The sequence below is a fragment of the Sinorhizobium fredii USDA 257 genome, from assembly GCF_000265205.3.
In the GTDB taxonomy this organism is placed as follows: Bacteria; Pseudomonadota; Alphaproteobacteria; order Rhizobiales; family Rhizobiaceae; genus Sinorhizobium; species Sinorhizobium fredii_B.
Genome location: NC_018000.1, coordinates 5,297,323 through 5,321,505, shown reverse-complemented (window position 1 = coordinate 5,321,505; position 24,183 = coordinate 5,297,323). Strand labels below are relative to the sequence as shown.

Annotated in this window: 21 protein-coding genes; 15 read left to right on the top strand and 6 right to left on the bottom strand. The window is 63.5% G+C overall.

Features of this window, described 5'->3' with window-relative positions:
- Positions 1 to 194: 194 nt before the first annotated feature.
- Positions 195 to 2,198, bottom strand: a complete 2,004-nt coding sequence (locus tag USDA257_RS25015) for an APC family permease (protein ID WP_014765773.1) — start codon at positions 2,196 to 2,198, stop codon at positions 195 to 197.
- Positions 2,199 to 2,351: 153 nt separating this feature from the next.
- On the opposite strand from USDA257_RS25015, the gene USDA257_RS25010 reads away from it, so the two are divergent.
- Both USDA257_RS25010 and USDA257_RS25005 read left to right on the top strand, forming a co-directional pair.
- A complete protein-coding gene (locus USDA257_RS25010; protein WP_041415603.1) occupies positions 2,352 to 3,425 on the top strand; it encodes a polysaccharide pyruvyl transferase family protein in 1,074 nt (357 codons plus the stop codon).
- Entirely contained in the window at positions 3,412 to 4,842 is a 1,431-nt protein-coding gene (locus USDA257_RS25005) for a Coenzyme F420 hydrogenase/dehydrogenase, beta subunit C-terminal domain (protein ID WP_080605689.1), read from the top strand. The genes USDA257_RS25010 and USDA257_RS25005 overlap by 14 nt, the downstream gene beginning before the upstream one ends.
- Here the strand turns inward: USDA257_RS25005 and USDA257_RS25000 are convergent.
- From USDA257_RS25000 to USDA257_RS24990, 3 genes are all read right to left on the bottom strand, one after another.
- Entirely contained in the window at positions 4,776 to 5,753 is a 978-nt protein-coding gene (locus USDA257_RS25000) for a beta-xylosidase (RefSeq protein WP_014765770.1), read from the bottom strand. The genes USDA257_RS25005 and USDA257_RS25000 overlap by 67 nt on opposite strands.
- Before the next feature lie 67 nt (positions 5,754 to 5,820).
- A complete protein-coding gene (locus USDA257_RS24995; protein WP_014765769.1) occupies positions 5,821 to 6,420 on the bottom strand; it encodes a histidine phosphatase family protein in 600 nt (199 codons plus the stop codon).
- Positions 6,417 to 7,520 carry an inositol-3-phosphate synthase gene (locus USDA257_RS24990; protein WP_014765768.1) on the bottom strand — a complete coding sequence of 368 codons (1,104 nt, stop codon included), beginning with the start codon at positions 7,518 to 7,520 and terminating at the stop codon, positions 6,417 to 6,419. Before USDA257_RS24990 ends, USDA257_RS24995 begins: the two co-directional genes overlap by 4 nt.
- Before the next feature lie 140 nt (positions 7,521 to 7,660).
- On the opposite strand from USDA257_RS24990, the gene USDA257_RS24985 reads away from it, so the two are divergent.
- Positions 7,661 to 9,418 (top strand): hypothetical protein, encoded by a 1,758-nt coding sequence (locus USDA257_RS24985; RefSeq protein WP_041415601.1) that lies wholly within the window; start codon positions 7,661 to 7,663, stop codon positions 9,416 to 9,418.
- 14 nt (positions 9,419 to 9,432) lie between these two features.
- On the opposite strand, the gene USDA257_RS24980 is transcribed toward USDA257_RS24985, so the two are convergent.
- Entirely contained in the window at positions 9,433 to 10,458 is a 1,026-nt protein-coding gene (locus USDA257_RS24980; protein WP_014765766.1) for a Gfo/Idh/MocA family protein, read from the bottom strand.
- Positions 10,451 to 11,443, bottom strand: a complete 993-nt coding sequence (locus USDA257_RS24975) for an MDR/zinc-dependent alcohol dehydrogenase-like family protein (RefSeq protein ID WP_014765765.1) — start codon at positions 11,441 to 11,443, stop codon at positions 10,451 to 10,453. The genes USDA257_RS24980 and USDA257_RS24975 overlap by 8 nt, the downstream gene beginning before the upstream one ends.
- A 342-nt stretch (positions 11,444 to 11,785) precedes the next feature.
- On the opposite strand from USDA257_RS24975, the gene USDA257_RS24970 reads away from it, so the two are divergent.
- The 12 genes from USDA257_RS24970 to USDA257_RS24915 all read left to right on the top strand — a co-directional run bounded on the left by USDA257_RS24970 (position 11,786) and on the right by USDA257_RS24915 (position 24,175).
- Entirely contained in the window at positions 11,786 to 12,892 is a 1,107-nt protein-coding gene (locus USDA257_RS24970; protein ID WP_014765764.1) for an NAD-dependent epimerase/dehydratase family protein, read from the top strand.
- Positions 12,889 to 14,016: an NAD-dependent epimerase/dehydratase family protein gene (locus USDA257_RS24965; protein ID WP_014765763.1), complete on the top strand. Its 1,128-nt coding sequence runs from the start codon at positions 12,889 to 12,891 to the stop codon at positions 14,014 to 14,016. The genes USDA257_RS24970 and USDA257_RS24965 overlap by 4 nt, the downstream gene beginning before the upstream one ends.
- The gene (locus tag USDA257_RS24960) at positions 14,013 to 15,161 is read left to right on the top strand and encodes a glycosyltransferase family 4 protein (RefSeq protein WP_014765762.1); all 1,149 of its coding nucleotides are present in this window, start codon (positions 14,013 to 14,015) and stop codon (positions 15,159 to 15,161) included. The genes USDA257_RS24965 and USDA257_RS24960 overlap by 4 nt, the downstream gene beginning before the upstream one ends.
- 3 nt (positions 15,162 to 15,164) lie before the next feature.
- Entirely contained in the window at positions 15,165 to 16,298 is a 1,134-nt protein-coding gene (locus tag USDA257_RS24955; RefSeq protein ID WP_014765761.1) for a CgeB family protein, read from the top strand.
- A complete protein-coding gene (locus USDA257_RS24950; RefSeq protein WP_014765760.1) occupies positions 16,295 to 17,383 on the top strand; it encodes a CgeB family protein in 1,089 nt (362 codons plus the stop codon). Before USDA257_RS24955 ends, USDA257_RS24950 begins: the two co-directional genes overlap by 4 nt.
- The gene (locus USDA257_RS24945; protein WP_014765759.1) at positions 17,380 to 18,498 is read left to right on the top strand and encodes a CgeB family protein; all 1,119 of its coding nucleotides are present in this window, start codon (positions 17,380 to 17,382) and stop codon (positions 18,496 to 18,498) included. Before USDA257_RS24950 ends, USDA257_RS24945 begins: the two co-directional genes overlap by 4 nt.
- A 19-nt stretch (positions 18,499 to 18,517) precedes the next feature.
- Positions 18,518 to 19,558 carry a UDP-glucuronic acid decarboxylase family protein gene (locus USDA257_RS24940; RefSeq protein WP_014765758.1) on the top strand — a complete coding sequence of 347 codons (1,041 nt, stop codon included), beginning with the start codon at positions 18,518 to 18,520 and terminating at the stop codon, positions 19,556 to 19,558.
- A 2-nt stretch (positions 19,559 to 19,560) separates the two neighbouring features.
- Positions 19,561 to 20,328: a TIGR04290 family methyltransferase gene (locus tag USDA257_RS24935; protein WP_014765757.1), complete on the top strand. Its 768-nt coding sequence runs from the start codon at positions 19,561 to 19,563 to the stop codon at positions 20,326 to 20,328.
- A 105-nt stretch (positions 20,329 to 20,433) separates the two neighbouring features.
- Positions 20,434 to 21,423, top strand: coding sequence for a PQQ-dependent sugar dehydrogenase (locus USDA257_RS24930; protein WP_014765756.1), 990 nt, complete (start codon positions 20,434 to 20,436; stop codon positions 21,421 to 21,423).
- Between the two features lie 150 nt (positions 21,424 to 21,573).
- Positions 21,574 to 22,575, top strand: coding sequence for an aldo/keto reductase (locus USDA257_RS24925; RefSeq protein ID WP_014765755.1), 1,002 nt, complete (start codon positions 21,574 to 21,576; stop codon positions 22,573 to 22,575).
- A gap of 531 nt (positions 22,576 to 23,106) precedes the next feature.
- On the top strand, positions 23,107 to 23,343 hold the full coding sequence (locus tag USDA257_RS24920; RefSeq protein ID WP_041414650.1) for a hypothetical protein: 237 nt from the start codon (positions 23,107 to 23,109) through the stop codon (positions 23,341 to 23,343).
- Positions 23,344 to 23,596: 253 nt separating this feature from the next.
- Positions 23,597 to 24,175, top strand: a complete 579-nt coding sequence (locus USDA257_RS24915; protein ID WP_014765753.1) for a hypothetical protein — start codon at positions 23,597 to 23,599, stop codon at positions 24,173 to 24,175.
- The last annotated feature ends 8 nt before the right edge of the window (positions 24,176 to 24,183 follow it).

Here is a 24,183-nt window from a genome sequence, read left to right as displayed (position 1 = left end):
AAGAAGGCGCTGAATTGCGGATGGACGGCATCGCATATCTTTTCGCGGCAAGGAATTGGGAGGGCGACCTAAAGGCAGCCAGTTTCACTTCGACGGCGTTTCTGATTGCGAGCGCGTGGCCGAGGCGTGCAAATCTCTCCTCTCTAGACGGGCCTCCACCGGTTCCTCGCCCGCGCCAGGAGCCGCGATTGTCCCTAGTCCCGCGGCCTTGCTCCGTCGGCGAGTTCCGCGGCAACCGCCGAAAGCTCGGGTTCCGGTTGCTGTTCTGAAACGATGCCCTCCTCGATCTCGGGCTCTTCGAGATACCAGGGCATCGAGATCACCACGAGGCTGGAGCCGCCGAAGCGCAGGAGCTTCGAGTGCAGGCGCCGGGCGCGATGGGTGTGCAAAAGCGTCTGCCACCAGCTCGTCTTGACGACTTCCGGCAGCAGCACGGCGATGCTTCGGCCCGCGAACTCCTCCTGCAGTTCCTTGACCAGCCGCAGCAGCGGATCGTGCATCAGCCGATAGTTGGATTTGAGGAGAAGAAGCCTTGGCGGCTTGATTCCGGCGGCCCGCGCCGGGCTGTCGACATCCCGGGCCCACAGCGCGCGGATTCTACGCTCGTCATCCTGATCATCGCCCTCAAGTGCCGTGACGTGAACGGCAAGCACATCGGGCGAAAGGCGGAATGCGAAGCTGAGCGCCTTGTCGGCAAGCTTGTTCCAGTGCTCCGTGACGACCAGCACGACCGGTGCTTCGATGCGGTCAAGGGTAATCGGTCCCGCCTTGCGCAGCGTACGGTCGAGCCGGACGTAATACCGCCGGATCGACCTGAGCAACAGGATCACGGCGGGAATGACGAGGACGGTGATCCAGGCTCCCTCGGTAAACTTCGCCGCAATGATCACCACCAGGGCCACGGCCGTAACTGCTGCGCCCAACCCGTTGACGAAAAGGTGGGCGCGATGGGCGGTGCGCGTTCCGGGGTCGTTCTCATTGCGCAGCGCCCTTATCCAGTGCACGACCATGCCTGTCTGCGAGATCGTGAAGGTGAGGAACGCGCCGACCGCGAAGAGCGGGATCAAATGCTCGGTAATGCCGCCGAAGGCGGACAGCAGCAATCCGGCGGTTGCCGCCAGGTAGAAGATGCCGATGGAGAAAACCAGCCGCCGGCCGACGACCGCAAAGGGGCGGGGCAGAAAACCGTCGGTGGCGACCGTCCGGCAGAGGCGGGGAAAGCCGACGAAGCTCGTATTGGCCGAGAGTGCCAGCACGCAGAGCAGACTGCCGATTGTCAGATAGTAGAGCAGCCCGTCGCCGACGACCGCCTGGGCGAGTTGGGAAAGCACGCTCCGGTAGCCCTCCTTCTCCTGATCCATGGCGACGATGCGGTAGTTGCCGGCGAGATAGGCGATACCCGCCAGCAGCAGTCCGAGGATGGCGCAGATCGCCGCGAGCGTCCGGCGGCCGTATTTGACCGGCGGGTCCTTGAAGGCGTTCATGCCGTTGCTGACCGCTTCGACACCCGTCATTGCCGTGCATCCGCTGGCGAATGCATGCATCAGCAGCCAGGCGCCAGCGGTTTCCGCGGCGCCGGGGAGGGCGGCAGGCGGAATAACCGGTTCGGGGTTGCCGTCCGAATTCAGCGCTTTCCATACGCCGATACCCAGAACGACAAAGAAGCTTGCGACGAAGATATAGGTCGGAAGCGCGAACAGGCGGCCGGCATCGAGCGTGCCGCGCAGGTTCACGATCGTGACCAGCCCGAGGATGCCGAGGCAGAGCGGCAAAATGTATGGGTGCAGGGCCGGCGCGGCGGAGACGAGCGCCGCGACGCCGGCCGAGATGCCGACAGCGACGTTCAGAACATAGTCGACCATCAACGCGGCGGCCGCAAGCAGGCTTGCATTCCGGCCGAGATTTTCCCTGGCGACGATATAGGCGCCGCCATTGCTCGGATAAGCGGCAATGGTCTGGCGATAGGAGAGATAGAGGATCATGAGCAGCGCGATGATCGCAGCCATGATTGGCCCTATGTAGACTAGTCCGGCCGCGCCGAAGGGTATCAGGATCGTGAGCGCCGCCTCCGGCCCGTAAGCCGAAGATCCCAGACCGTCGAGGCCCATTGCAGGCACGCCCTCGAAGGCGCCGATCTTCCGCCCCGGCTGCTCCCGATTCGCAAGACGCCGACCGACAATCCAACCAAGCAGCGACATGATTTCACCCCAAGACCGCAGTCGAATGCCCGGGGGCGCCCTTATGTTCCTCACCCAGTTCCGGAGCCCTGCATTTTTGAGTCGCTCGGCTGCGGCGAGGCTCGCGGGAACCTCCTTATGTCCGGCCGGTTAGAGGCGCAGAGGATCCGGCCATTGGCTAAACTGGGTGTCCTGACATTTCACCGCTGCATCAATTACGGCTCGTTCTGGCAGACGCGCTGTTTGATCGACGGGCTGCGTTCTCGCGGTAGAGACCCGATCGTTCTCAACCACAGCTCCGATCGCGTCAGTCGGGCCGAGTGGCGCTGCGCCTTGCAACCCCTGCTGCCGGTCAGAACTTCGCCTGCCGACTCTCCGCTCTACGCCTTAAAGATCAGGAAGTTCTTGAAGGCTGTTGAAGGGCTTCCCCTCAGCGATGCCTTCTCGCTGGATGATCCAACCGGCATCGAAGGCTGCGACCTTGTTATCGTCGGCAGCGACGAGGTCTGGAATCTGCGTCATCCCTGGTATGGAGGATGCCGATTGTTCTACGGCGATAGCCTCGCCGCGCGGCGGATCGTCTCCTATGCCGCGACCTTCGGGAACCATCCCGCTGCAAGCGGGATTGAGAACTTCTGGGCGGAGGGGCTGCGGAAGTTCGATAGCATTTCCGTGCGGGACGAGAACTCGAAGACGATTATCGAGCATGTGGTCGGACGCGAGGCGACGCTTGTCCTCGACCCGTGTCTCCAATTTCCCGAGGCAATCACGCCTTTCCAGGAGGTTTCGAGAAACAGACTCCCGCGCCCTTACGCTGCCGTTTATGGTCATTCCTTCCCCAACTGGTTCAAGGATTCGGTTCGACACTGGGCGCAAGCACGCGCGGTCAGGCTCGTCAGCGTCGGCTATCGGAATGATTGGGCAGACGAGCAGTGGATCGACGCCGGGCCGTTCGATTTCGCCGGGTTCATAGCCGGTGCTGCGGCGGTGGTGACGAATTTCTTCCATGGTTGCGTCTTCTCCTTGATCTACTCCAAGGCTTTTGCCTGCGTCATGTCGGACTACCGCTGGAACAAGATCCACGACCTAACGCAACTCGTCGGCGCAGAACGCCACGTCATTTCGGAAGGGGCGGGTGAAAGGGACTATGGAGCTGCTCTGGACGAAGCACCGCATCCGGCCATCGCAGCGCGGCTCGCGGAGCATCGCCTCCGCTCACAGGCCTACTTGGATCATGTCCTCGACTGATCCGCCGAAAATCCCGCCTGGCTCTTCCAGGCTCACGCCGAGACGGATCGCTCAGTCCGGCTTGTGCATCGGGTGCGGAGCCTGTGCGGCGAGCTCCAGCGGCAGCAATGCAACCATGCGCCTCGATCGCTATGGTCAATTCAAGCCAAGCATCCCAGGCCAGTCAGCGGCAAGAAGTTCGACAAACTTCGCTGCGCTCTGCCCCTTCTCCCCGCATGCCACCAACGAGGACGAAATCGCCGACGAGCGGTTCCCATCGGCCAAGTACCGCGATCCGCTGATCGGGCGGTTCGAGGCAGCCTATGTCGGCCATGTCCGCGAAGCGAACTATCGGGCGGAAGGCAGTTCCGGCGGCATGACGAGTTGGACGGCCGCCGAGCTTCTGGCAAGGAAGATGGTCGACGGCGTCGCTCATGTGGTACCCCGCTCCGACGGCGAGGGTGATCGCCAACCGCTCTTCCGTTACCGTATTTCGCGAGGGGTGGGAGACGTTCGAAGCGGTGCCAAGTCGCGCTACTATCCCGTCGAGATGTCGGCGGTTCTCGACGAAATCAGGCGCCGCCCCGGGCGTTACGCGGTGGTCGGCATTCCGTGCTTCGTCAAGGCCGTGCATCTGCTTTGCCGGCAGGATCCGGTCCTGCGCGAGCGCATCGCCTTCACGCTCGGTCTCTTTTGCGGGCACATGAAAAGCGCGCGCTTCGTCGAAAGCTTCGCCTGGCAGCTGCAGGCAAGAATGCGAGAGGTTGCGGGTGTCGACTTCCGGCTGAAGGACTTCAGCAGACCGGCGAACTGGTACACCGCCCACCTGCGGCTCAAGGACGGAAGTTCAAGGAGCAAGGACTGGTGGCATCTCGTCGATGGCGACTGGGGAGCCGGATATTTCCAGAACTCCGCCTGCAACTTCTGCGATGACGTGGTCGCCGAGACGGCGGACATTTCCTTCGGGGATGCCTGGGTCGAACCCTACTCCTCCGACGGTCGGGGCACGAATGTCGTTGTCGTTCGCTCTCCCTTGCTGCGGCGGCTCATCGATGATGCCGCCAGCGAAGGGCGGCTGGATCTCAATGAGGTCGATGCCGATTTCGTGGTGCAAACCCAAGCGGCCGGATTCAGGCAGCGACGCGAGGGGCTCGCCTTCCGCCTGACTTGGCCGCGTGCCGGGATAAGGCCGAACAAGCGCGTTGCGCCAAGTTGGCGCGGCGTGTCCGCACGGCGCATGCTGGTCTACTTGCTGCGCAGTTCAATCAGCGCTGGGAGCCATCGCGTTTTCTGGCTTGCTAGAGCACTGCATATGCCATGGCTCTATACACGCTGGGCTTCGACGATGCTCGCCCTTTACCAGGGTGTCACCTATTCGCGGGGCTGGGTCGGAAAGCTCATCGATCGCATCGCCGGGCGGGGTGAAACCGGAGGCTGATCTCGGGCGCCGACGGACGACGCGTGAGGTGCATAGCGCTCGGTCATCTCGGCACAGAACTCGGCAAACTCTTCCGGCACGATCGGTGCACTCGTGTGGTGCGGGGCGAGACCCCTGTGTTCCGGCGTGAAGCAATACGTGACGGTGACGCCGAAATCCTCGAGCGCCTCCATCTGGCGATCGAACCACGCCAGCGCATCCGGCCGGAATCGATCGGCCCAGGAGAGGCCGGTGCGCAGATGGGTGACGCCGAGGCGCTTCATCCATTGGACGGCGTCGTCAAGCCGCGGGTCCTCGAAATGGAACCACTGCACGAGCCCGACTTCCGGCGTGTGCCGTGCGAATTCCTCAAGCGCCAGCTTCGGAGAGCCGTCCTCGCGCAGAAGACCCATGTAGAAATGCCGGTAATAGGAAGAGCCCTCCGCCTCCTTGTGCCGGGTGGTGGCCGGCCAAGCGCGCGGCAGATCGTAGAGGCTGTACCACTGAACCCGCTCGACCCTTTCCTTGAGCAGCTCTGCGGTTCTTTTCAGCCCCCATAGCTGCACCTCCTCGGCCCCGAACGTCGAGACGCCGACCTCGCTTACCCAGATCGGCAGATTGGTGACGCTCCGCAGTTCGTCGATTCTCTGCGGCCATTCGTGGATCTGCCAGAGATTCCAGTCGAGCGGAAAGCCATGGGCGGCAACGGCGTCGACGTGATCGAGCACGCCATAGGTTTCCATGAGCGTCAGGAAGCCCGGGTCGATCGGCGAGATGCCGCCGAGCACCTTCGTGAGATTGGGATTCACATTTCCGATGGCGTCCGCGGCGAGCTTCGCCATATGCGCAAAGCGGCTCCAATCAGGATCGATCTCCGGATCCCAATGCGACTTGTTGTTCGGCTCGTTCCAGATCATTGCGGCTTCGATCATCAGTACCTCCGAACTGCCGTAGACCGGCCAGGTTCAACGAACTGCGCTTTCGGGATGCCCGGGAGGCTCACCATGCGTCTTCGTTCAATGTCAGTAGCTTTGCCCCCCAGTCGCCCGTCACCATGGTGGAGATGGAGGCGGGTGCAATTTCGAAGCGGGGCCAGGCGTCTACCGACAGGCCGAGCACATGGCACACCAGGGCCTTGATGACGTCGGCATGGCTGACAAGGACGACTTTTCCGTCACGTTCGAGCCGGCCGAGCTTCTCGACGAGCGCCAGCACCCGCGACTGGACCTCCAGCATCGTTTCTCCGCCCGGTGCGCGCACCAGGCTTCTTATCGAATTCCACCGATGCCAATGCGGGTCGGTGTTCAGCACGTCGAAGGTCTTGCCGGACCACGCGCCAAAGTCCACCTCGTCCAGCGCATCGGCGGTTTCGACCTCCGAAATTTCGGATGCAACGGCAATTGCCGCGGCCGTTTCCTGGGTGCGCTTGCGCGGGCTGGCATGGATCGCGCCGACGTCCTCGCGGGAAAGCCGCGCCGCCAGGCGCATGGCCTGTTCCCGGCCGGCTGGTCCAAGCGGAACGTCTGCCGTCCGCCCCGCAAGGAAGCTGCCGATCCTGTCGTGAGCGGCGTGCCGCACCAGAAGGAACGTGGTCGTCACTCGGCCGCTCCCCGGAGTGCGTCGGTGTCGCCTGCGATGAACTCTTCGAGCCGTATGCGCGCCTCGGCATCGGTGAATTGCCGGGGCGGTGATTTCATGAAGTAGCTTGAGGGGGCGATCAGCGGGCCGCCGAGGCCGCGGTCCAAACCGAGCTTGGCGCATCGCACCGCATCGATGACCACGCCGGCGGAGTTCGGCGAATCCCAGACTTCGAGCTTCAGCTCGACATTCAGCGGAACGCTGCCGAATGTGGTGCCCTCGACACGGATATAGGCGAACTTGCGGTCGGCGAGCCAAGGCACGTGGTCGCTCGGCCCGACATGGATGTCTCCGGGAGCAAGCGGCATATCCATCTGACTGACAACCGATTGCGTCTTGGAGATCTTCTTGGATTCCAGCCGCTCTCGTTCGAGCATGTTGAGGAAATCGGTATTGCCGCCGAAATTGAGCTGATAAGTCCGGTCGATCCGTACGCCGCGGTCGCGGAAGAGATTGGCGAGCAGCCGGTGCACGATGGTGGCGCCGACCTGGCTCTTGATGTCGTCGCCGATCAGCGGCAGGCCGTGCTCGGCGAATTTCCTCTGCCAGGACCGGTCGGAAGCGATGAAGACGGGGATGCAGTTGACGAAACCGCAGCCGGCGGCAAGCGCCTGCTCCGCATACCAGCGCGTTGCCACTTCCGAGCCGACCGGGAGGTAAGAGACCAGCACATCCGTTTCGCTTTGCCGCAGGGCCTCGGCGACATCGACGGCGGCGGCCTCGGATTCCGCGATTTCCTCGCGCAGATATCGGCCGATCCCGTCGAGCGTCCTGCCGCGCTGGACAGTGATCCCGGTCGATGCGACGTCTGCGAAACGGAACGTGTTGTTCGGAGGCGCATCGATCGCTTCGGCAACATCGCGGCCGACCTTCGATGCGGCAACGTCGAAGGCGGCGGATACTTCGATATCGCTTATGTGGTAGCCGCCGAGATTGACATGCATCAGTCCCGGCACCGGCTCGTCTTGCCTGGCGTCTCGGTAGAAAGTGAGCCCCTGGACGAGCGAGGACGCGCAGTTGCCGACTCCGACCAGCCCGATTCGAATGGATTTCGATCGCATCGCCGCACTCCCGCAAAGCATCTACAATGCTCGCCAAACCCACGCACGGCGGAATGGTTCCCTCTTTGGTTCGCACGCATCCCGCGGATCGAAAACAGGTGCTGCGCGTTCAACGCGAATGAAGAGCAATGGGCGGAGCGATGCTGGTCTACGGTGATCCGAAGCGCCGCGAGCGGGCCGACATTTTGTGCGAGACGATTGCAGCACAGTTGCGGGCGCTCGACGACCGGTCGCCGGGCCTGGAACGGCACGCCGCGTTGGTCGGCATCTTCATCAAGGCGGGCGAGCTGGTGCAGGGGCTGTCGGATTTCGAGTTCGAGAGCCTCGGGGCGGACGAGATGTCGGCCGAGCGCGAAACGTCTGGCGCTCTGCTTCTCGATCTCGCGCGGCTCGTCGCCCAATCCTGGTCTCAGGGATTCTCCGGTCGCTTGGTCCTGCCAGATCGTGTTTGGGCACTACTAAAAGAGCTTTGGGCGCCGCTGCCGCTGTCGATCAAGGATGGCGAGGGCTATGCCTTCTATGCGCTCTATCCCGAATGCTACATGGAAGCGGCAAGGCGCTCCGGGCGGGGGGCAAACACTGTCGTGATCGGCATTCGCTCGATCGGCACTAGCCTTTCGGCGGCGGTTGCCGCTGCGATCGGAGCGACAGCACCGATCACTGTGCGCCCGGTCGGCCATCCTTTCCGAAGAAAAATCCAGGTCGGTCCGCAGCTTTCACAACAGCTCCTGCGGGACAGGACAGCCGATTTCGCGATCGTCGACGAAGGCCCCGGCCTTTCCGGGAGCTCCTTCGGAAGCGTGGCGGATTGGCTGGAGGAGCATGGCGTCAGCGAAAGTCGTATCCACTTCTTTCCCGGCCACCGGGGAGAGCTTGGACCGGAAGCGAGCCAGGCTCATCACCAACGCTGGGCAGCGCGCCCCCGCAACGTGGTCGAGCTGGATGAGCTTGTCTTGGGCGGGGGCCCAGCACCGCAACGGCTCGACGCTTGGGTGAGCGAGCTTGTCGGCCCCCTCCGCCAGCCGCTTCAAGAGATTTCCGGGGGAGGTTGGCGGAGCATGCTGCAGGGCAGGCAGAAATCCTGGCCGCCCGCCGATCCCCGGTTCGAGCGGCGCAAGTTCCTGGCGCGTACGGCCGATGGGACATGGCTCGTGAAATTTGCGGGTCTCGGTGACGTCGGCCAGCGCAAACTCGAAAACGCACGGTTGTTGGCGGAGGCTGGGTTCACGCCGCCGGTCTTCGGTCTCTGCCATGGCTTCCTGGTTCAAAAGTGGGTCGTGGCGGAACCGCTCGCGCCAAGCGACTTTCACCGCACGGAGTTCGTTGAACATCTCGGGCGGTATTTAGCGTTTCGGGCACGGCGTCTGCCGCGGCCGGCGGCGCGCGGCGCGTCCTTGGCAATGCTCTGCGAGATGGCCGTCGCCAATACGGGAGAAGCGTTTGGCGAAGCCGTCGCGGCCCGGCTCAAGTCACTGCTGTCTAGAACCTTGCGCGATGATCTTCCGGTCATGCCCGTCGATACGGACAGCCGCCTTCACCGATGGGAGTGGCTGGCCGGCAAAAACGGCTTCCTGAAGGCCGATGCACTCGACCACAGTGCCGCCCACGACCTCGTCGGGCCTCAGGATATCGCCTGGGATGTCGCGGGCGCCACCGTCGAGTTCGACCTGACGCCACAGGAAACGGCCGCTCTGCGGGCGGTCGTATCCGACAGATGCGGGCGTGCCGTCGACGCGGAATTGCAGAAGGCTCTTGAACTCTTCTACCTGGCCTTCCAACTCGGGCTCTGGACCTCCGCAAAGTTTGGCGCCGCCTTCGACGAGGTTCCGCGGCTGGACGCTGTCGTCGCGCGTTACGCGAAGCTCTTGCTCCGGCGCATCGAAGGGTGCGCGAACTGAAGGCCGTGAACGCGCTATCTCCCGTAGATTTTGTCGAGGACCTCGGCCACGGCGACGAAACAACTATTGTCCGGGTCGAAACGCTCGCCTGCGGCAAGACGCTCCGCCCAGGAGGCCGCGGCGCGTCCGCCCCAGTCGTCCGGGGGAAACGCCAGCACCTCCCGCTGCGTCCCGCGATACCGTTCGGCGGTAAAGTCGAGATAGGATCCGTCGACGTTTCTGAGGCTGGCGCCCCCTTTGGTGCCGTAGAAATCGGCACTGATCACCGCGTCGCATCCCGCGTGCAAGTGCCATGAGCAAGTGACCCGGGCAACGACACCATTTGCCAGTTCGAGCGTCGCGACGGCGTAGTCCTCGACCTCCTCACCGTCGCGGCGGATGGGAACACCCTTGTGAAACAACCTGCTCCCGACGCGAGTCACCTCGGGGAATCCGAGAACCCAAAGAAGGAGATCGACGAGGTGCACGCCGAGATCGATGACACAGCCTCCGCCGGAGAGCGCCTTGTCGTAGAACCACGGCTTGCTCGGCCCATAGGCGTTGTGAAAGGTGAGATCGACGGCGAAAACGGTGCCGAGTTCGCCCGAAGCGATCAGATCACGAATCCGCTGCATGCCGGCGGTGTAGCGATAGGAGAGGTCCACCCCCAGCAGCCTGTGGGAGTGCCGCGCCGCTTCGACGACCGCCAGGGTCTCGTCTCGCGTTCGACCGAGCGGCTTTTGGCAAAAGACCGCCAGACCCTGCTCCAGGGCCACGATCGATTGGGCGGCGTGGAGTGCGCTTGGAGAGGCGATGACAATGCCGTCGAGATGCTCGTCGAGCAAGGCGTCAAGGGAATTGACGACGGCGGCATCGGGCGTCAGTTCGCGTGCCGCCGCCGCCATTTCCGGTGTGGGGTCGAATATCGCAGCTGTTTCGACTGCGCCGGTTTCAACAATCGCCCGCATGCGGTGCAGGCCGATACGCCCCACGCCGAGGAAGCCCACTCGTGGGCGGCCGGCGGCGTGCCGGCTCGTTGCAAGCGGAGTCGCGTCACTCATCGTAGATCACCAGTGCCTTGATGAAGCCTTCGGGACGATCGCGCGTCATGTTGAGCGCCGCGCCGAGCTCTTCGAGCCGGAACCGGTGCGTATAGAGTCTTGCCGGCGACAGGCGCCCGGCGGCCGTCGCCTCGATCGCCTCATGGATGCCGCGCATGTAGATCGCCGGATCGCGCTCATGGGCGTTGATCACGTCGAGCCCGCGCCAGTTCCAGAGCTGCATGTTCACCTGACGCGGGCCGTCCTGGTGATAACCCGCAATGACGAGCCGGCCCCGCTCTTTGGTCAGTTCGCCGGCAAGGTCCAGAGGCCACTGCTTGCCGACCGCTTCGATGACGCAATCGGAAAACTCGCCGGATGTCAGTTGCTTCACCTTGTCGATGATCTGCCAATGATCATCCATGGCGATCACTTCGCTCGCACCGGAGCTCTTCGCCGCAGCAAGCGAGGAAGGTCGGCGCGATATGGCGATGACGCGCGCTCCAGCAGAGCTTGCGAGCTCCGTGAGAAGAATGCCGAGAAAGCCGATGCCGATGATCGCCACGGTCTCGCCTGGTCTGATGGCGCTGCGCCGGAAGATGTTGAAGGCGCAGCCGAGAGGCTCCCCGGGGAAGGGCTGGTCCGCGAGTGCGGCGGGCAGGGGGGCGATCGCGGACTGATCCGCGATGTCGTACGTCGCATAGGCGTGAAAGGAGAGCGCCGCGACGCGGTCGCCCGCCACGAAACCATGCACATCCTCGCCGACCGCATCGATCACTCCCCAGCCCTCGTGACCAAGTGCGCCGGGTTCGGTCGGAAACTGCATCCATTCCGGCCCCGCCCAAGGTACGAGATTGGATGCACAGACGCCACAGCCTTGCAGCTTGATCCGGACCTGCCCGGGGCCGGGCTCCGGCAGCGGCAATGTGTCGATGCGAAAAACGCCCGGCCCGGTGACGATTGCCGCAGACATGGTGTCAGTCCTCGGCTGCGCCCTGATGTTCATACCTGCCTCCGTTGTTGACATGGAGCATGCCCGGCGGCTCGGCGCGACGTCGGGATGTCGAAATGAAAGAGATCCCCACATACCCTCGCCGTCGGCCGGGAAAACGCTCGGCCGCCTCGGCACTTAACTTCATGCTTGGGGCTTTTGTTCCTGCCGATCTCGGGCGTTTAGGGAACCTCATGCGGAGAGCGAGGTTTGTAGCTTGGGCGTGCGCGGCATTCACCGGTTCAATCATCAGCTACGTACATGTTCAAAGAAGAAGTCATAGATGAAGGAACCTTTGTTGCAGACGTTTGTTGGAGCTTTGTCTCTATCTCTGATTGGTCATCGTCAGGAGCGGTTATGACAAAGGTACTTGTCACCGGCGGCTGCGGGTTCATTGGCCGGCATGTGGTCGACGAACTTCTCTCAGGGAATTACGAGCTGCGCGTGTTGGACGCGCTCAACGAGCAGGTCCATGCAGACGCGCAGATCAGGCTGGCGCCGGACGTGGAAATGCGACGGACCGACATTCGCGATGCGGATGCTGTGAGAGATGCGCTGACGGGGATCGATTGTGTCGTCCATCTCGCCGCAGAGGTCGGGGTCGGCCAGTCGATGTACGAGATCGCCCGATATGTGGGTGTCAACGATCTTGGGACGGCCGTGCTGCTCGAGGCGATGATCGAGAGCCCGATCCGCCGCATCGTCGTCGCATCGTCGATGAGTGTCTATGGCGAAGGTCTTTACGAGACCACCGCGGGAGAGCGTATGCCGCATGCCAGACGCTCGCCTGCCGATATCCGACCCGGCGCATGGGACCCGCTCGGACCGAACGGAGAGCGCCTCAGGCCCGTTGCCACGGACGAGCACAAGCCGGTCGACCTCGCTTCCATCTACGCGCTGACGAAATACGCTCAGGAGCGCCAGGTGCTGATCTTCGGCGAAGCCTATGGCAGGCAAGCCGTAGCGCTCCGTCTCTTCAACGTGTTCGGCGCCGGACAGGCGCTTTCCAACCCCTATACCGGCGTGCTCGCCAATTTCGCATCCCGCCTTGCCAACGGCCAACCGCCGATGGTGTTCGAGGACGGCAGGCAGCGTCGCGATTTCGTCCATGTCCGCGACGTGGCGCGCGCCTTTCGGCTGGTGCTCGAGCAACCGCAGGCGGCGGGGCACGTCATCAATGTGGGCAGCGGCAACGCCTACGCCATTGCAGACGTCGCTTGCCTGCTGGCGGAGGCCATGGGTGTGCCGAATCTCGAGCCGGAGATCATGAACAAGGCTCGCTCCGGCGATATCCGGAATTGCTTCGCCGACATCTCCAAGGCTCGCGACCTGCTCGGGTTCCAGCCGGCACACAGGCTCGAAGATTCGCTTGCGGAATTCGCGCATTGGGTCATGAGCGTCGGCGCGATCGACCGCGGCGCAGAAATGAAGCGGCATCTGGAAGCGCGGGGGCTCGTTCGATGAGCGCCGGGACAATTGAAAAGGGCGGCGGCGTGCCAGCGCCGGCCCTTTCCGGAAAAACGGCGGCAGTTCTCGTCGTGGGCGGCAGCGGCTTTCTCGGCTGCAACGTCGCCGACAGCTTCCTGCGCGACGGTGAGAAGGTGATCGTCCTCGACAATCTGAGCCGTCCGGGCGTCGAGCGGAACCTTCAGTGGCTGATCGAAAATCACGGCAGTGCCGTCCACGCCGAAATTGCCGACATCCGCGATCTCGCCGCCATCGAGCCGGTTTTCAAGGAGGCAAAGGCGATCTTCCATTTTGCAGCGCAGACGGCAGTGACGACCAGCCTCCTGCAGCCGATCGACGATTTCGATACAAACGCGCGCGGTACGCTCAACGTCCTTGAGGCGGTGCGCCGCGCCGGACGCCGCGCACCGGTGATCTTCGCCAGCACCAACAAGGTCTATGGCGCGCTGACGGGTCTGGAGATGGATGAGGCCGGCGATCGCTACCTGCCGGCCGATGCCGTCACGCGCAGATATGGCGTCGGAGAGGCGCAGCCCCTGGATTTCTGCACCCCCTATGGCTGCTCGAAAGGCGTCGCGGATCAGTACGTGCTCGACTATGCCAAATCCTTCGGGCTGCCGACAGCGGTGCTCAGGATGAGCTGCGTCTATGGTCCGCGGCAGTTCGGCACGGAGGATCAGGGATGGGTCGCACATTTCCTCATTCGCGCGCTCGCGAATGAGCCGATCTCCGTCTACGGCGACGGCAAGCAGGTCCGTGACATCCTCCATGTCAGTGACGCGGTGGCCGCCTACAGGGCCCTACTGGCGTCGATCGACCGCCTTTCGGGACGCGCCTTCAATCTTGGAGGCGGTCCCGGCAATGCGGTTAGCCTCGCCGAGGTCCTGGACGAGATCGAGCGCGTGACGGCACGCCGGCTGAGGACGGTGAAGGGCGACTGGCGCGCCGGAGACCAGCTGTATTTCGTCGCCGACACGCGTGCACTTGCGGATGCTCTCGGCTGGAGACCCCACACCGATTGGCGTGCCGGATTGCGCGACCTGCATGCGTGGCTTCTGCAGGATTGGGCCGGGGTCAACAAGGCCCAGTTTCAGCGCCGGCCGCGGAGGATCACCGCATGACCGCCCGTGCCATGTCCGCCGCGCGGCCTTCCGCTCATGGCGGCCCGGTGCGGCTGCCGCGGCGCATCCTGATGAGCGTCGATGCGGTCGGCGGTGTCTGGCGCTATGCGATGGATCTTGCCGAAGCCCTCTGCGAGCCGGGCATCGAAACAGTCTTCGTGGGCTTCGGTCCCGCGCCGTCCGAGGCACAACGCCGCGAAGCTTCCCATGTTGGCCTGCTCGAATGGCTTGCCGCGCCGCTGGATTGGATGGCAGACGACGAAAGCGCGCTGGAGGCCGTCTCGGCTGGCCTGGGCGAATTGTCGCTCAGGCATTCGGTCGATCTCGTGCATCTGAACATGCCGTCTCAGGCGGCCGGCTTTGCCTCGCAGGTGCCCGTCGTCACCGTCTCTCACTCCTGCGTCGTCACCTGGTTCGGGGCCGTGCGGGACGGCCGCCTGCCGGAGATGTGGCTCTGGCAGAAGCGGCGCAACCGGCTTGGCTTCGACCGTGCGGATGTGGTTCTGGCGCCAAGTCGAAGCCACGCGGCGGCGCTTGAGCGCTGCTATGGACCGATCGACAATCTTGCCGTCGTCTACAACGCCAGCCGCAATCACGCCTTGACGATCCCTAAGGCGAACTTCGTCTTTGCGGCGGGTCGCTGGTGGGACGAGGGCAAGAACGGCGCTGTGCTGGACAGGGCTGCCGCCGAGATCCGCTGGCCGGTGCTCATGGCGGGTGCCTGCGACGGGCCGAACGGGCAGCACCTTGCCATCGAACAGGCCGATCACAGGGGCGAGCTCAGCCACGAGCGAGCGATGGCGCTGATGTCGCGCGCTGCGATCGTCGTTTCGCCGTCGATCTACGAACCATTCGGCTTGGCTCCCCTCGAGGCGGCTGGCGCCGGAGCGGCGTTGGCGCTCGCCGATATCGACACCTACCGGGAGCTCTGGGACGGTGCCGCGCAGTTCTTCGATCCGGGCGATGCCAAGGCGCTGGCGAGCGCGGTCAACGATTTGGCACAGGATGCTCGGCTCAGGGCAGAACTTGGCCGGGAAGCCCGATCGCGAGCGCGATCCTTCACGCTGGAGGCCCAGCGCGAGCGGATGCTCGAAGCCTATGGACAGGCGATGCTCAGGTCCATCCGATTGACGGCAGCGGAGTGAGCGATGCGGTTCCTCTTCTACACCCAATCCCTCGTCTCCGACTGGAACCATGGCAATGCGCATTTCCTGCGCGGCGTCATGCGCGAACTCCTCAGCCGCGGGCACGAGGCGACGGCTCTCGAGCCGAGCAACTCCTGGAGCCGCCTGAACCTGATCGCAGACCAGGGCGTCGGGCCGATCGCTGCCTTCGGCAAGCACTTTCCCGAATTGCGCGCCGAGAGCTACGACGCGAACTTCGATCACGAGGCAGCGATCGGGGAGGCCGATGTCGTTGTTGTGCACGAGTGGACCGAGCCGGCCTTGATCGCCCGGCTCGGACGCATCCGTCGCGATGGCGGCCGTTTCACGCTCGCTTTTCACGACACGCATCATCGGGCCGTCACTCAGCGGCGCGAGATTGCCCGGCTTGATTTTACCGACTACGATTTCGTCCTGGCTTTCGGCGAGCCGCTGCGCGAGCGCTATCTCAGCGCCGGCTGGGGCAGGCATGTCTTCACCTGGCATGAGGCCGCCGACACCTCGTTGTTTCGCCCGATGCCGGAGGTCGAGAAGACTGGCGATCTCGTCTGGATCGGCAATTGGGGTGACGACGAGCGCAGCGCGGAGATCGCCTCCTTCCTCGTCGAGCCGGCGCGACGACTGAAGCTGAGGACGAGAGTGCGGGGCGTCAGGTATCCAGGCGCCGCACTGAAGGCGCTGCGGGCGGCGGGAATCGCCTATGGCGGCTGGGTCGCCAACGCCGAGGTCCCCCGCATTTTCGCCGAGCACCGGGCGACGGTGCACATTCCGCGGCGACCCTATGTGGAGGCGCTGCCCGGCATACCGACCATCCGCGTTTTCGAGGCGCTTGCCTGCGGCATTCCGCTAATCTCGGCGCCCTGGAACGATGCCGAGGGGCTTTTCCGCGCCGGCAGAGACTTCTTGTTCGCTCAAAGCGGAGAAGAGATGACGCGCCTGCTGTGCCAGGTGCTCTCCGAACCGGCTTTCGCTGAGGAACTGACGGCGAGCGGACTGGAAACGATCCGGAAACGCCACACCTGTGCGCATCGCGTCGACGAACTTCTCCACATAGTCGCTTCCTATAGACCGAAAAGCGCAGCGAGTGACGGCGTCACGACGAAGGAGGCCGCGTTATGAGAATTGCCTTTTATGGATCGAGCCTCGTTTCGGCCTATTGGAACGGTGCGGCCACCTATTACCGCGGCCTGCTGCGGGCGCTGGCCGCGCGGAACTATGAAATCACTTTCTATGAACCGGACGTCTATGATCGGCAGATGCACCGCGACATCGATCCGCCGGACTGGTGCAAGGTGGTCGTCTACGAGGGCACGATTGCGGCGCTGAAGCGGACCGCAGCATGGGCGGCCGAGGCCGACATCGTCATCAAGGCGAGCGGTGTCGGTTTCGAGGACGATCTGCTGCTTGAAGAAGTGATGTCGGCGGCACGCCCAAGCGCGCTCAAAATCTTCTGGGATGTCGACGCGCCCGCCACGCTTCAGGAGCTCCGAGCCTCCCCCGATCATCCGCTGCGGCGCGCACTGCCTTCGCTCGATTTCGTGTTGACCTATGGCGGCGGCGATCCGGTCGTCAGGTCCTATCGCGCGCTTGGCGCCCGCCAATGCGTTCCGATCTATAATGCCGTCGACCCGGAGACGCATCATCGCGTTTCGGCGGATCCGCGCTTTGCTGCCGATCTTGCCTTCCTCGGCAATCGACTGCCGGATCGCGAGGCGCGGGTGGAAGCCTTCTTCCTTGCGCCCGCGGCCCAACTCGGCAACCGGCGATTCTTGCTCGGCGGGGCCGGCTGGCACGACAAGCTGCTGCCCGCAAACGTCGCCTATATCGGCCATGTCCCGACGGCCGATCACAACGCCTTCAACGCGACGCCGCATGCAGTGCTCAATATTTCGCGCGACAGCATGGCGCAGAACGGGTTTTCGCCGGCAACCCGCGTCTTCGAGGCGGCAGGTGCCGGCGCCTGTCTGATCACCGACGCCTGGGAAGGCATCGAACTCTTCCTGAAGCCGGGAGAGGAGGTGCTGGTCGCCCGCGACGGCCAGGACGTGGTGGAGCTGATGCGGGACCTGACTCCTGCCCGTGCGAAGCAGATCGGCGAGCGAGCGCTCGCACGGGTTCTCGGCGAACATACCTATGCGCATCGTGCCGCGGAGGTGGACCGTATTCTTCGCGACCGGCCGCGCCGGGTGGAGGCAGCCGAATGAGCCGTCCGCTCGACATCGCCATTCTGGGCCTCTCGCTCTCCTCCTCCTGGGGCAACGGCCATGCGACGACGTTTCGAGCGCTGCTTCGGGGTGTCCACGCGGCCGGCCATCGGGTGACTTTCCTGGAATGCGACGTGCCCTGGTACGCGCGCCACCGCGACCTGACCGAGCCGGACTTCTGCGAGCTTGTCCTTTATGGGAGCGTCGACGAGCTGCTCACGCTGCATGCCGGCAGGCTGGCTCGTGCCGACGCCGTGATCATCGGCTCGTACGTGCCGGATGGTGTCGAGGTGATCGACGCGGTCGTCGATCTCGGTCCGAGGCGGCTGTGCTTCTACGACATCGACACGCCGGTGACGCTCGCAAAGCTCGGGCGCGGCGACGAGGAATATGTGGCTCGGCGGCAGGTGCCGTTCTTCGATCTCTACTTCTCTTTTTCGGGCGGCCAGATGCTCGATCGGCTTCGCGGCGAGTTCGGGGCGAGGCGACCGATGCCGCTCTACTGCGCCGTCGATCTGGACATCTATCGCAATACCGGTGCGCCGAGAGAATGGGATCTCGGCTATCTCGGAACCTTCAGCCCCGACCGGCAACCGACGCTCGAGCGCCTGCTGATCGAGCCGGCGCGGCGATTGCCGGAAATGCGCTTCGTCGTTGCCGGCCCGAACTATCCCCCCCAGATCGATTGGCCGGGAAATGTGGAGCGCATCGAGCATCTGCCGCCTGCCGAACACGCCGAATTCTACAGCCGCCAGCGGTTCACGCTGAACGTGACGCGTGCCGACATGGTCGCGGCAGGCTGGTCGCCGAGCGTGCGGCTCTTCGAGGCGGCCGCCTGCGGCACACCCCTGATCAGCGATTGGTGGGAGGGCATCGACAGTTTCTTCCCGCCCGAACAGGCCGCGATCATCGCGCGCAGCAGCGACGACGTCGTCGCAGCACTGACGAGCTTCGACGATCGTCGGTGCAAGGCCATCGCCGACAACGCCTATCAGCGTGTCGCAAACGCGCACAGCGCTGCGGTGCGCGCCGGAACCTTCGTCGAGGCCATCGAAAGCATCGCACCCAAGACTGATCTCGCCACGAGACATTCCGAGCGGCGGCTTCGGGTATAAACCGAAAGGAGAACGGCCTATGGCAAAGAGAAACGGAGCAAATCGCGGGAAGGTCATCCTCGTTGCCGGCGGGGCCGGCTTCGTCGGGTCCCACCTTTGTTCAGCCCTGCTTGCTGCCGGCAATCGGGTGATCTGCCTCGACAGCTATCTGACGGGATCCCCGGCCAATGTCGCCGGCCTTCAGCGCAACCCGTACTTCACCATGGTCGAACAGGATGTCTGCGACGAGATCACCAGCGATGAGCCGCTCGACGCGATCTACAATCTCGCTTGCCCCGCCTCGCCGCCGTCCTACCAGGCCGACCCGATCCATACGATGATGACCAGCGTGACCGGAACCGGAAATCTGCTGCGGCTTGCCGCACGCCACGGTGCCAGGTTCCTCCAGGCCTCGACGAGCGAGATCTACGGCGATCCGCAGGAGCATCCGCAGCAGGAGGAGTATTGGGGGCATGTCAATTGCACCGGTCCGCGGGCTTGCTACGACGAAGGCAAGCGGGCGGCCGAGACGCTGTGCTTCGACAGCCTGCGCGCCGGCAGCGTCGACGCAAAAGTGGCGCGCATCTTCAACACCTACGGCCCGCACATGCGTCCGAACGACGGGCGGATCGTGTCGAACTTCATCGTTCAGGCACTGAACAACGAGCCGCTGACGGTTTATGGCAGCGGCGAGCAGACGCGGTCCTTCTGTTTTGTGTCCGATCTCGTCGAAGGATTGGTTAAGTTGATGAATCGCGATCCGAATCCAGGTGTACCGGTGAACCTCGGCAATCCGGGCGAGTTTACCGTCATCGAACTGGCCGAACTCGTGCTTTCCAAAGTCAGGACGGCGTCGACGATCGCCTACGCGCCCTTGCCGCCCGATGATCCGCAGCGCCGCCGGCCCGATATCTCCCGGGCAAAATCACTTCTCGGCTGGGAGCCGAAGGTTCCGCTGCAGGAGGGGCTGACGCACACCATTGCCTGGTTCGAGAGGATGATTCCGAAGCAAAGGCCAGTGCGCCGGGGCGGCCGTTCCGAGCTTCAGCCGAAAATGTCCGTCCTCTCTCAGGATCTTTGATCATGGTTCAGGAGACGAAATACCGAACAGCGATCGAGGACGAGATCCTGGCACTCGGACCCTGGTTCCACAACATGCGGATCGCGGGCGTCGAAACATCTCCCGATCACTTTCTCGGCGATTACCCTGCGGTGAAATGGAAAGCGTTCAAGCATGTGGTGCCGGAGGACCTCGAAGGCCGCAGCGTGCTCGATATCGGCTGCAATGCTGGGTTCTATTCGCAGGAGATGAAGCGCCGCAACGCCGGCCGGGTGCTTGGCATCGATTCCGATCCTCGCTATCTACGGCAAGCGAAATTCGCCGCCGAACAGGCCGGAATGCGGATCGAGTTCAGGCTGATGTCCGTCTATGACGTGGCGCAGCTTCGCGACAGGTTCGACCTGGTGATCTTCATGGGTGTTCTTTACCATCTGCGCCATCCGCTGCTGGCGCTCGATCTCCTCTACGAGCACGTGGTCGGTGACCAGATGCTTTTCCAGTGCATGCAGCGCGGAGCCAAGTCGGTCTCGCCGCTCGAAGCCGATTACGACTTCGGTGAGTGGGATATTTTCGATCGTCCGGACTATCCCAAGCTGTTCTTCGTCGAGCATCGCTTCGCCGACGATCCCACCAACTGGTTCATCCCGAACCGCGCCGGCGTCGAGGCGATGCTGCGCAGCGCCGGCTTCGTCATCGAAGCGAACCCGGAGCGGGAGGTCTATCTGGTGCGCAAGGGGGAGCGGCCCTTCATGGGCGAGCCGACGCCGCTCATCGGCTCCACGAACCGGTAGGTCCACGAATCGATCACTTCACCGTGAGGTCTGGGCTCCGGCTTGACACGACAATAAACCGCTCCAATTCCCTCCAGCAATTCAGCTTGTATTCGGAGGGCGCCGATGGACGTCTTTGCCGCCAAAGCCGGATTTCTCGCGCTTGCCGCTGTCGCGACTGTCGCCTTCGGCGTTGCCGGCCCGGCACGGGCCGAACTGCTTGCCCGCGTTCCCGCCGCGCGCGAAATGGCGGTCTGCGGCGACATGTTGTTCGTCGGGACGAAGGGCTCCTCGGTCTATGCCGTGCCGTTGTCAGGCGGCCGTGCCCGGCGTGTCGCCTCCGGGTTCTCCGCTCCGAACGGCGTCGCATGCGCCCGCGACCGCTTGTTCGTCGCCTCGAGGGACAGCGTTACGGCCTTCGACATCGGGCCCGGCGGCGCTCTCAGCGGCCGGCGCGATATTCGCCGGGACCTGCCGAATTCGGGAGCCCATAGTTTTCGCTATATCGCCATCGGTCCCGATTCGCGGCTCTATGTGTCGTTCGGATCACCTTGCAACATCTGCTTGCCGCGCGGGCTGCAAGGCACGATCGTCAGCATGACCCAGGACGGCTCCGGCCTACGACGCGTCGCCTGGGGCGTGCGCAATTCGGTCGGCTTTGATTGGCGCGGCGGCACCATGTTCTTTACCGACAACGGCGCCGACCGGATGGGCGACGACATCCCGCCCGACGAGCTGAACGCGCTCCGACCGGGCGGCTTTTACGGGTTTCCCTATTTCGGAGGCCAGATCCGGCTTAAAGGGTTTGAGCAGGCGCCGCCGCCCGCCCGCCAGATAGCACCCGTTTTCAACTTTCAGGCCCATGTCGCGGCGTTGGGCATCCATTTCTTCCGCAGCCTCGGCGGCGACGCGTTGGTCGCCCAGCATGGCAGTTGGGACCGGTCCGTGCCCGTCGGGTATCAGGTCGTGCGGCTGCGCTTTCGGGGCGGCCGGCCGGTGTCGGCGACGACCTTCCTCAGGGATGTCGGCCGGCCGGTGGACGTTAAGGAAGCGCCGGACGGTTCGGTCCTCGTATCCGACGATGCCGGCGGCGCGATCTACATCTTCAGACGATAACCCCCAAGGGTCCTGTCAGCGGCGCTTTTCATTTCCTATCGTGAAGTAGTTTTTCATTTCTGAAAAACACCTTGCGGAATCCGAGCTTCTGATCGCCGACTTCCGATGACATGGTTGGTCACCGCCGCACCACCAAGGGAAGGGAACGCCATGCTTGCCAGCGACATCTCTACGATCGGACGCAGACCATTGGGACGTTCCGGCCTCTCGGCTGGAGCCATTGGCTTAGGTGGTTGGGCGATCGGCGGCTATTTCACCCTTCGTGGAAAGCCGGATGGTTGGGGTGAGGTCGATGACGAGCAGTCGATCCGCGCCATTCGTCTCGGGCTCGAAATGGGTGCATCGCTGATCGACACGGCCGATGCCTACGGAACCGGGCACAGCGAAGAGGTGATCGGCCGGGCACTCAGCGGGCGAAGAGGCGACGCTATCATCGCAACGAAGTTCGGATACACCTACGATCGCGCCGCCCGCGCTCTCATCAGCACCGATGTCAGTCCCGCTTACATCAACGAGGCCTGCGCGGCATCGCTCCAGCGTCTCAGCACCGATTATATCGACCTTTATCAAATTCATGTCGGGGAACTTTCAGGCGATCAGGCGGATGCGGCCGGCGAGACGCTCGAAAAGCTGGTGGAACAAGGTGCCATCCGTTTCTGGGGCTGGAGTACGGATAACGCCGCCGCGGCGAAGCGACTGGTGAAATTCCCGCATTTCGTCGCGGTTCAGCAGGAGCTGAACGTTTTCGCGGATGGGCCGGACATGCTTGCGATGTGCGAATGCAACGATCTTGCCAGCCTTAATCGCTCGCCCTTGGCGATGGGATTCCTGACCGGCAAGTTCCGGGCGGATACGCGCTTGCCCGCAAACGACGTGCGCGCGGCCGGGCACAGCTGGGTGCGTTTCTTCGAGGACGGGCGGCCGCGTGCCGATCATCTCAAGCGCCTTGCCGAAGTACGGGAGCTGCTGCAGACCGGCGGCCGGACCTTGGCGCAAGGGGCACTCGGCTGGATTCTCGCCCGTTCACCCAACACCTTTCCCATTCCCGGTTTCAAGACGGAGGTGCAGGTGCGCGAGAATCTCGCCGTGCTCGAGAAGGGCGCGTTGCCGGCAGCCACGATGGCGGAAATCGACGCGATTCTCGGCAACTAGGGCAATCAGCGATCGCTCAGCCGCGATCAGCCCCATGCAGGCTCTGGTTGGACCGGCCGCTCAAGGCCGGTCCAATATGTTCGTCTCGAGCCGTGTTGCGAACGGCCGGAGGCTGTAAACCGCATGTACGCTGACCCGCCGTTGATGGGAGCGGCAAAGTGTTGCGGTCCTGCAACGGATCCGGTGGCGATTGCTGCAATCCGAAATTGTGTATTTGCCAATCGGCCGGACTCGTGTATGTTGGCGTCACTTGCAATTCAAGCCAGAGGAGGCGTGAAATGGATACTATTCTCGTGACTGTGCGCCTCACTCGCGGAACGGCTGCTGTGGCCTCGATGCATCGTGCATCCAGCCCGAGCCTACTTTGTGTCCAGGGCTATTAAAGCCCGGATTTCCGCTGATTGGCGCTATCCCAACTTGACTTGACGTGACCGGCTGACGGAGCGATTTGCTCGTATTTCGCGTCCGCACCCGCGCGTCTTTCTGACCTTCGAGAGGACCTGGCCGCGTCGTGCGCCGGGACGGAAAATCATGCGCGAAACACAATTATTGGTTGTTGATACCCTTGCCGCAACGGTCGATGACCTGTTCCGGAAATTTGGCGCCAGGAAGACTGTGCGTGCGTTGCTTCTGGCACTCTGGAGACATCGTCAAATGACGAACCAAGTCTCCCATCTGTCCGATCGCATGCGCCGCGACATCGGTCTTCCCGAGAATGAGGACCGGCTGCTGGAAGTCAGATTTTCCCTTTGGGATGTACGGCTTTGAAGTGCCGCCCGACCGGGGCGAGCGCGGGGTCCGCGGAGGGGTGCCATGGGCGCCCCTCCTACGTTTTCTGGCCTGCTCGATCAGTGGGGGCCAACCCGACGTCAGCGGCCGCGGGCCGGAGTAGGAGTTTTCCTGCTTCCCGCATGATCGAGAACGGCACTAACCCAATCGCATGAATGGTGCGCAGACGTAGCCCGCAGTATTATGGCGCCTGCTCCTCGCGGGAGGCGGTGGAGCGAGGGAGGACCGAGCCATGCCTGTGTCTTCGGTGCTGCGTTGTCTGTGGCCAAGCTGTCTGGCGGCAGTCATTGCTTTCATGGCCGCACATCTGGTGAATGCGTCCGACAAGCTTCCGCCGGAGCTCGAGAAGCTCAAGGCGTCGCTGGAAAAATACCAGGATCCGGTGGTTGCCGTGCGCGACGGCTACTTCTCGACGCTGGGCTGCGTCACGTTCGCGAGCGGCACGATGGGGGTGCATTTCCTGAACCCCGCCTTGATCGGCCCGGTGCCCGATCCGATGAAGCCCACTCTGCTGGTCTACGAGCCGGTTGGCGACAAGCTGCAGCTGGTTGCGGTCGAATGGCTGATACCGCTCGCGACGGGCGTCAAGCCTAAACCTGAGCTGTTTGGGCAGCCCTTTGACGGGCCGATGGAGGGTCATGAGCCGCTCCTGCCGGCACAACTGCATCATTATGATCTGCATGCCTGGATCTTCAAACCGAACCCGCTCGGCCTATTCCATCCGGTCAATCCGGACGTCCAATGTCCGGAGGGGCCCTATACCCTCCTGGAAGAGGAGCCGAAATCCGTGCCGCACCACGGGGCGCAGTGAGAAGAGAG

Bases quoted from the DNA above. Each gene is read 5' to 3' on its own strand.
- USDA257_RS25015 (WP_014765773.1), bottom strand. From the start codon at position 2,198: ATGTCGCTGCTTGGTTGGATTGTCGGTCGGCGTCTTGCGAATCGGGAG.
- USDA257_RS25005 (WP_080605689.1), top strand. From the start codon at position 3,412: ATGTCCTCGACTGATCCGCCGAAAATCCCGCCTGGCTCTTCCAGGCTC.
- USDA257_RS25000 (WP_014765770.1), bottom strand. From the start codon at position 5,753: ATGATCGAAGCCGCAATGATCTGGAACGAGCCGAACAACAAGTCGCAT.
- USDA257_RS24990 (WP_014765768.1), bottom strand. From the start codon at position 7,520: ATGCGATCGAAATCCATTCGAATCGGGCTGGTCGGAGTCGGCAACTGC.
- USDA257_RS24985 (WP_041415601.1), top strand. From the start codon at position 7,661: ATGCTGGTCTACGGTGATCCGAAGCGCCGCGAGCGGGCCGACATTTTG.
- USDA257_RS24980 (WP_014765766.1), bottom strand. From the start codon at position 10,458: ATGAGTGACGCGACTCCGCTTGCAACGAGCCGGCACGCCGCCGGCCGC.
- USDA257_RS24975 (WP_014765765.1), bottom strand. From the start codon at position 11,443: ATGAACATCAGGGCGCAGCCGAGGACTGACACCATGTCTGCGGCAATC.
- USDA257_RS24970 (WP_014765764.1), top strand. From the start codon at position 11,786: ATGACAAAGGTACTTGTCACCGGCGGCTGCGGGTTCATTGGCCGGCAT.
- USDA257_RS24965 (WP_014765763.1), top strand. From the start codon at position 12,889: ATGAGCGCCGGGACAATTGAAAAGGGCGGCGGCGTGCCAGCGCCGGCC.
- USDA257_RS24960 (WP_014765762.1), top strand. From the start codon at position 14,013: ATGACCGCCCGTGCCATGTCCGCCGCGCGGCCTTCCGCTCATGGCGGC.
- USDA257_RS24955 (WP_014765761.1), top strand. From the start codon at position 15,165: ATGCGGTTCCTCTTCTACACCCAATCCCTCGTCTCCGACTGGAACCAT.
- USDA257_RS24950 (WP_014765760.1), top strand. From the start codon at position 16,295: ATGAGAATTGCCTTTTATGGATCGAGCCTCGTTTCGGCCTATTGGAAC.
- USDA257_RS24945 (WP_014765759.1), top strand. From the start codon at position 17,380: ATGAGCCGTCCGCTCGACATCGCCATTCTGGGCCTCTCGCTCTCCTCC.
- USDA257_RS24940 (WP_014765758.1), top strand. From the start codon at position 18,518: ATGGCAAAGAGAAACGGAGCAAATCGCGGGAAGGTCATCCTCGTTGCC.
- USDA257_RS24935 (WP_014765757.1), top strand. From the start codon at position 19,561: ATGGTTCAGGAGACGAAATACCGAACAGCGATCGAGGACGAGATCCTG.
- USDA257_RS24930 (WP_014765756.1), top strand. From the start codon at position 20,434: ATGGACGTCTTTGCCGCCAAAGCCGGATTTCTCGCGCTTGCCGCTGTC.
- USDA257_RS24925 (WP_014765755.1), top strand. From the start codon at position 21,574: ATGCTTGCCAGCGACATCTCTACGATCGGACGCAGACCATTGGGACGT.
- USDA257_RS24920 (WP_041414650.1), top strand. From the start codon at position 23,107: ATGCGCGAAACACAATTATTGGTTGTTGATACCCTTGCCGCAACGGTC.
- USDA257_RS24915 (WP_014765753.1), top strand. From the start codon at position 23,597: ATGCCTGTGTCTTCGGTGCTGCGTTGTCTGTGGCCAAGCTGTCTGGCG.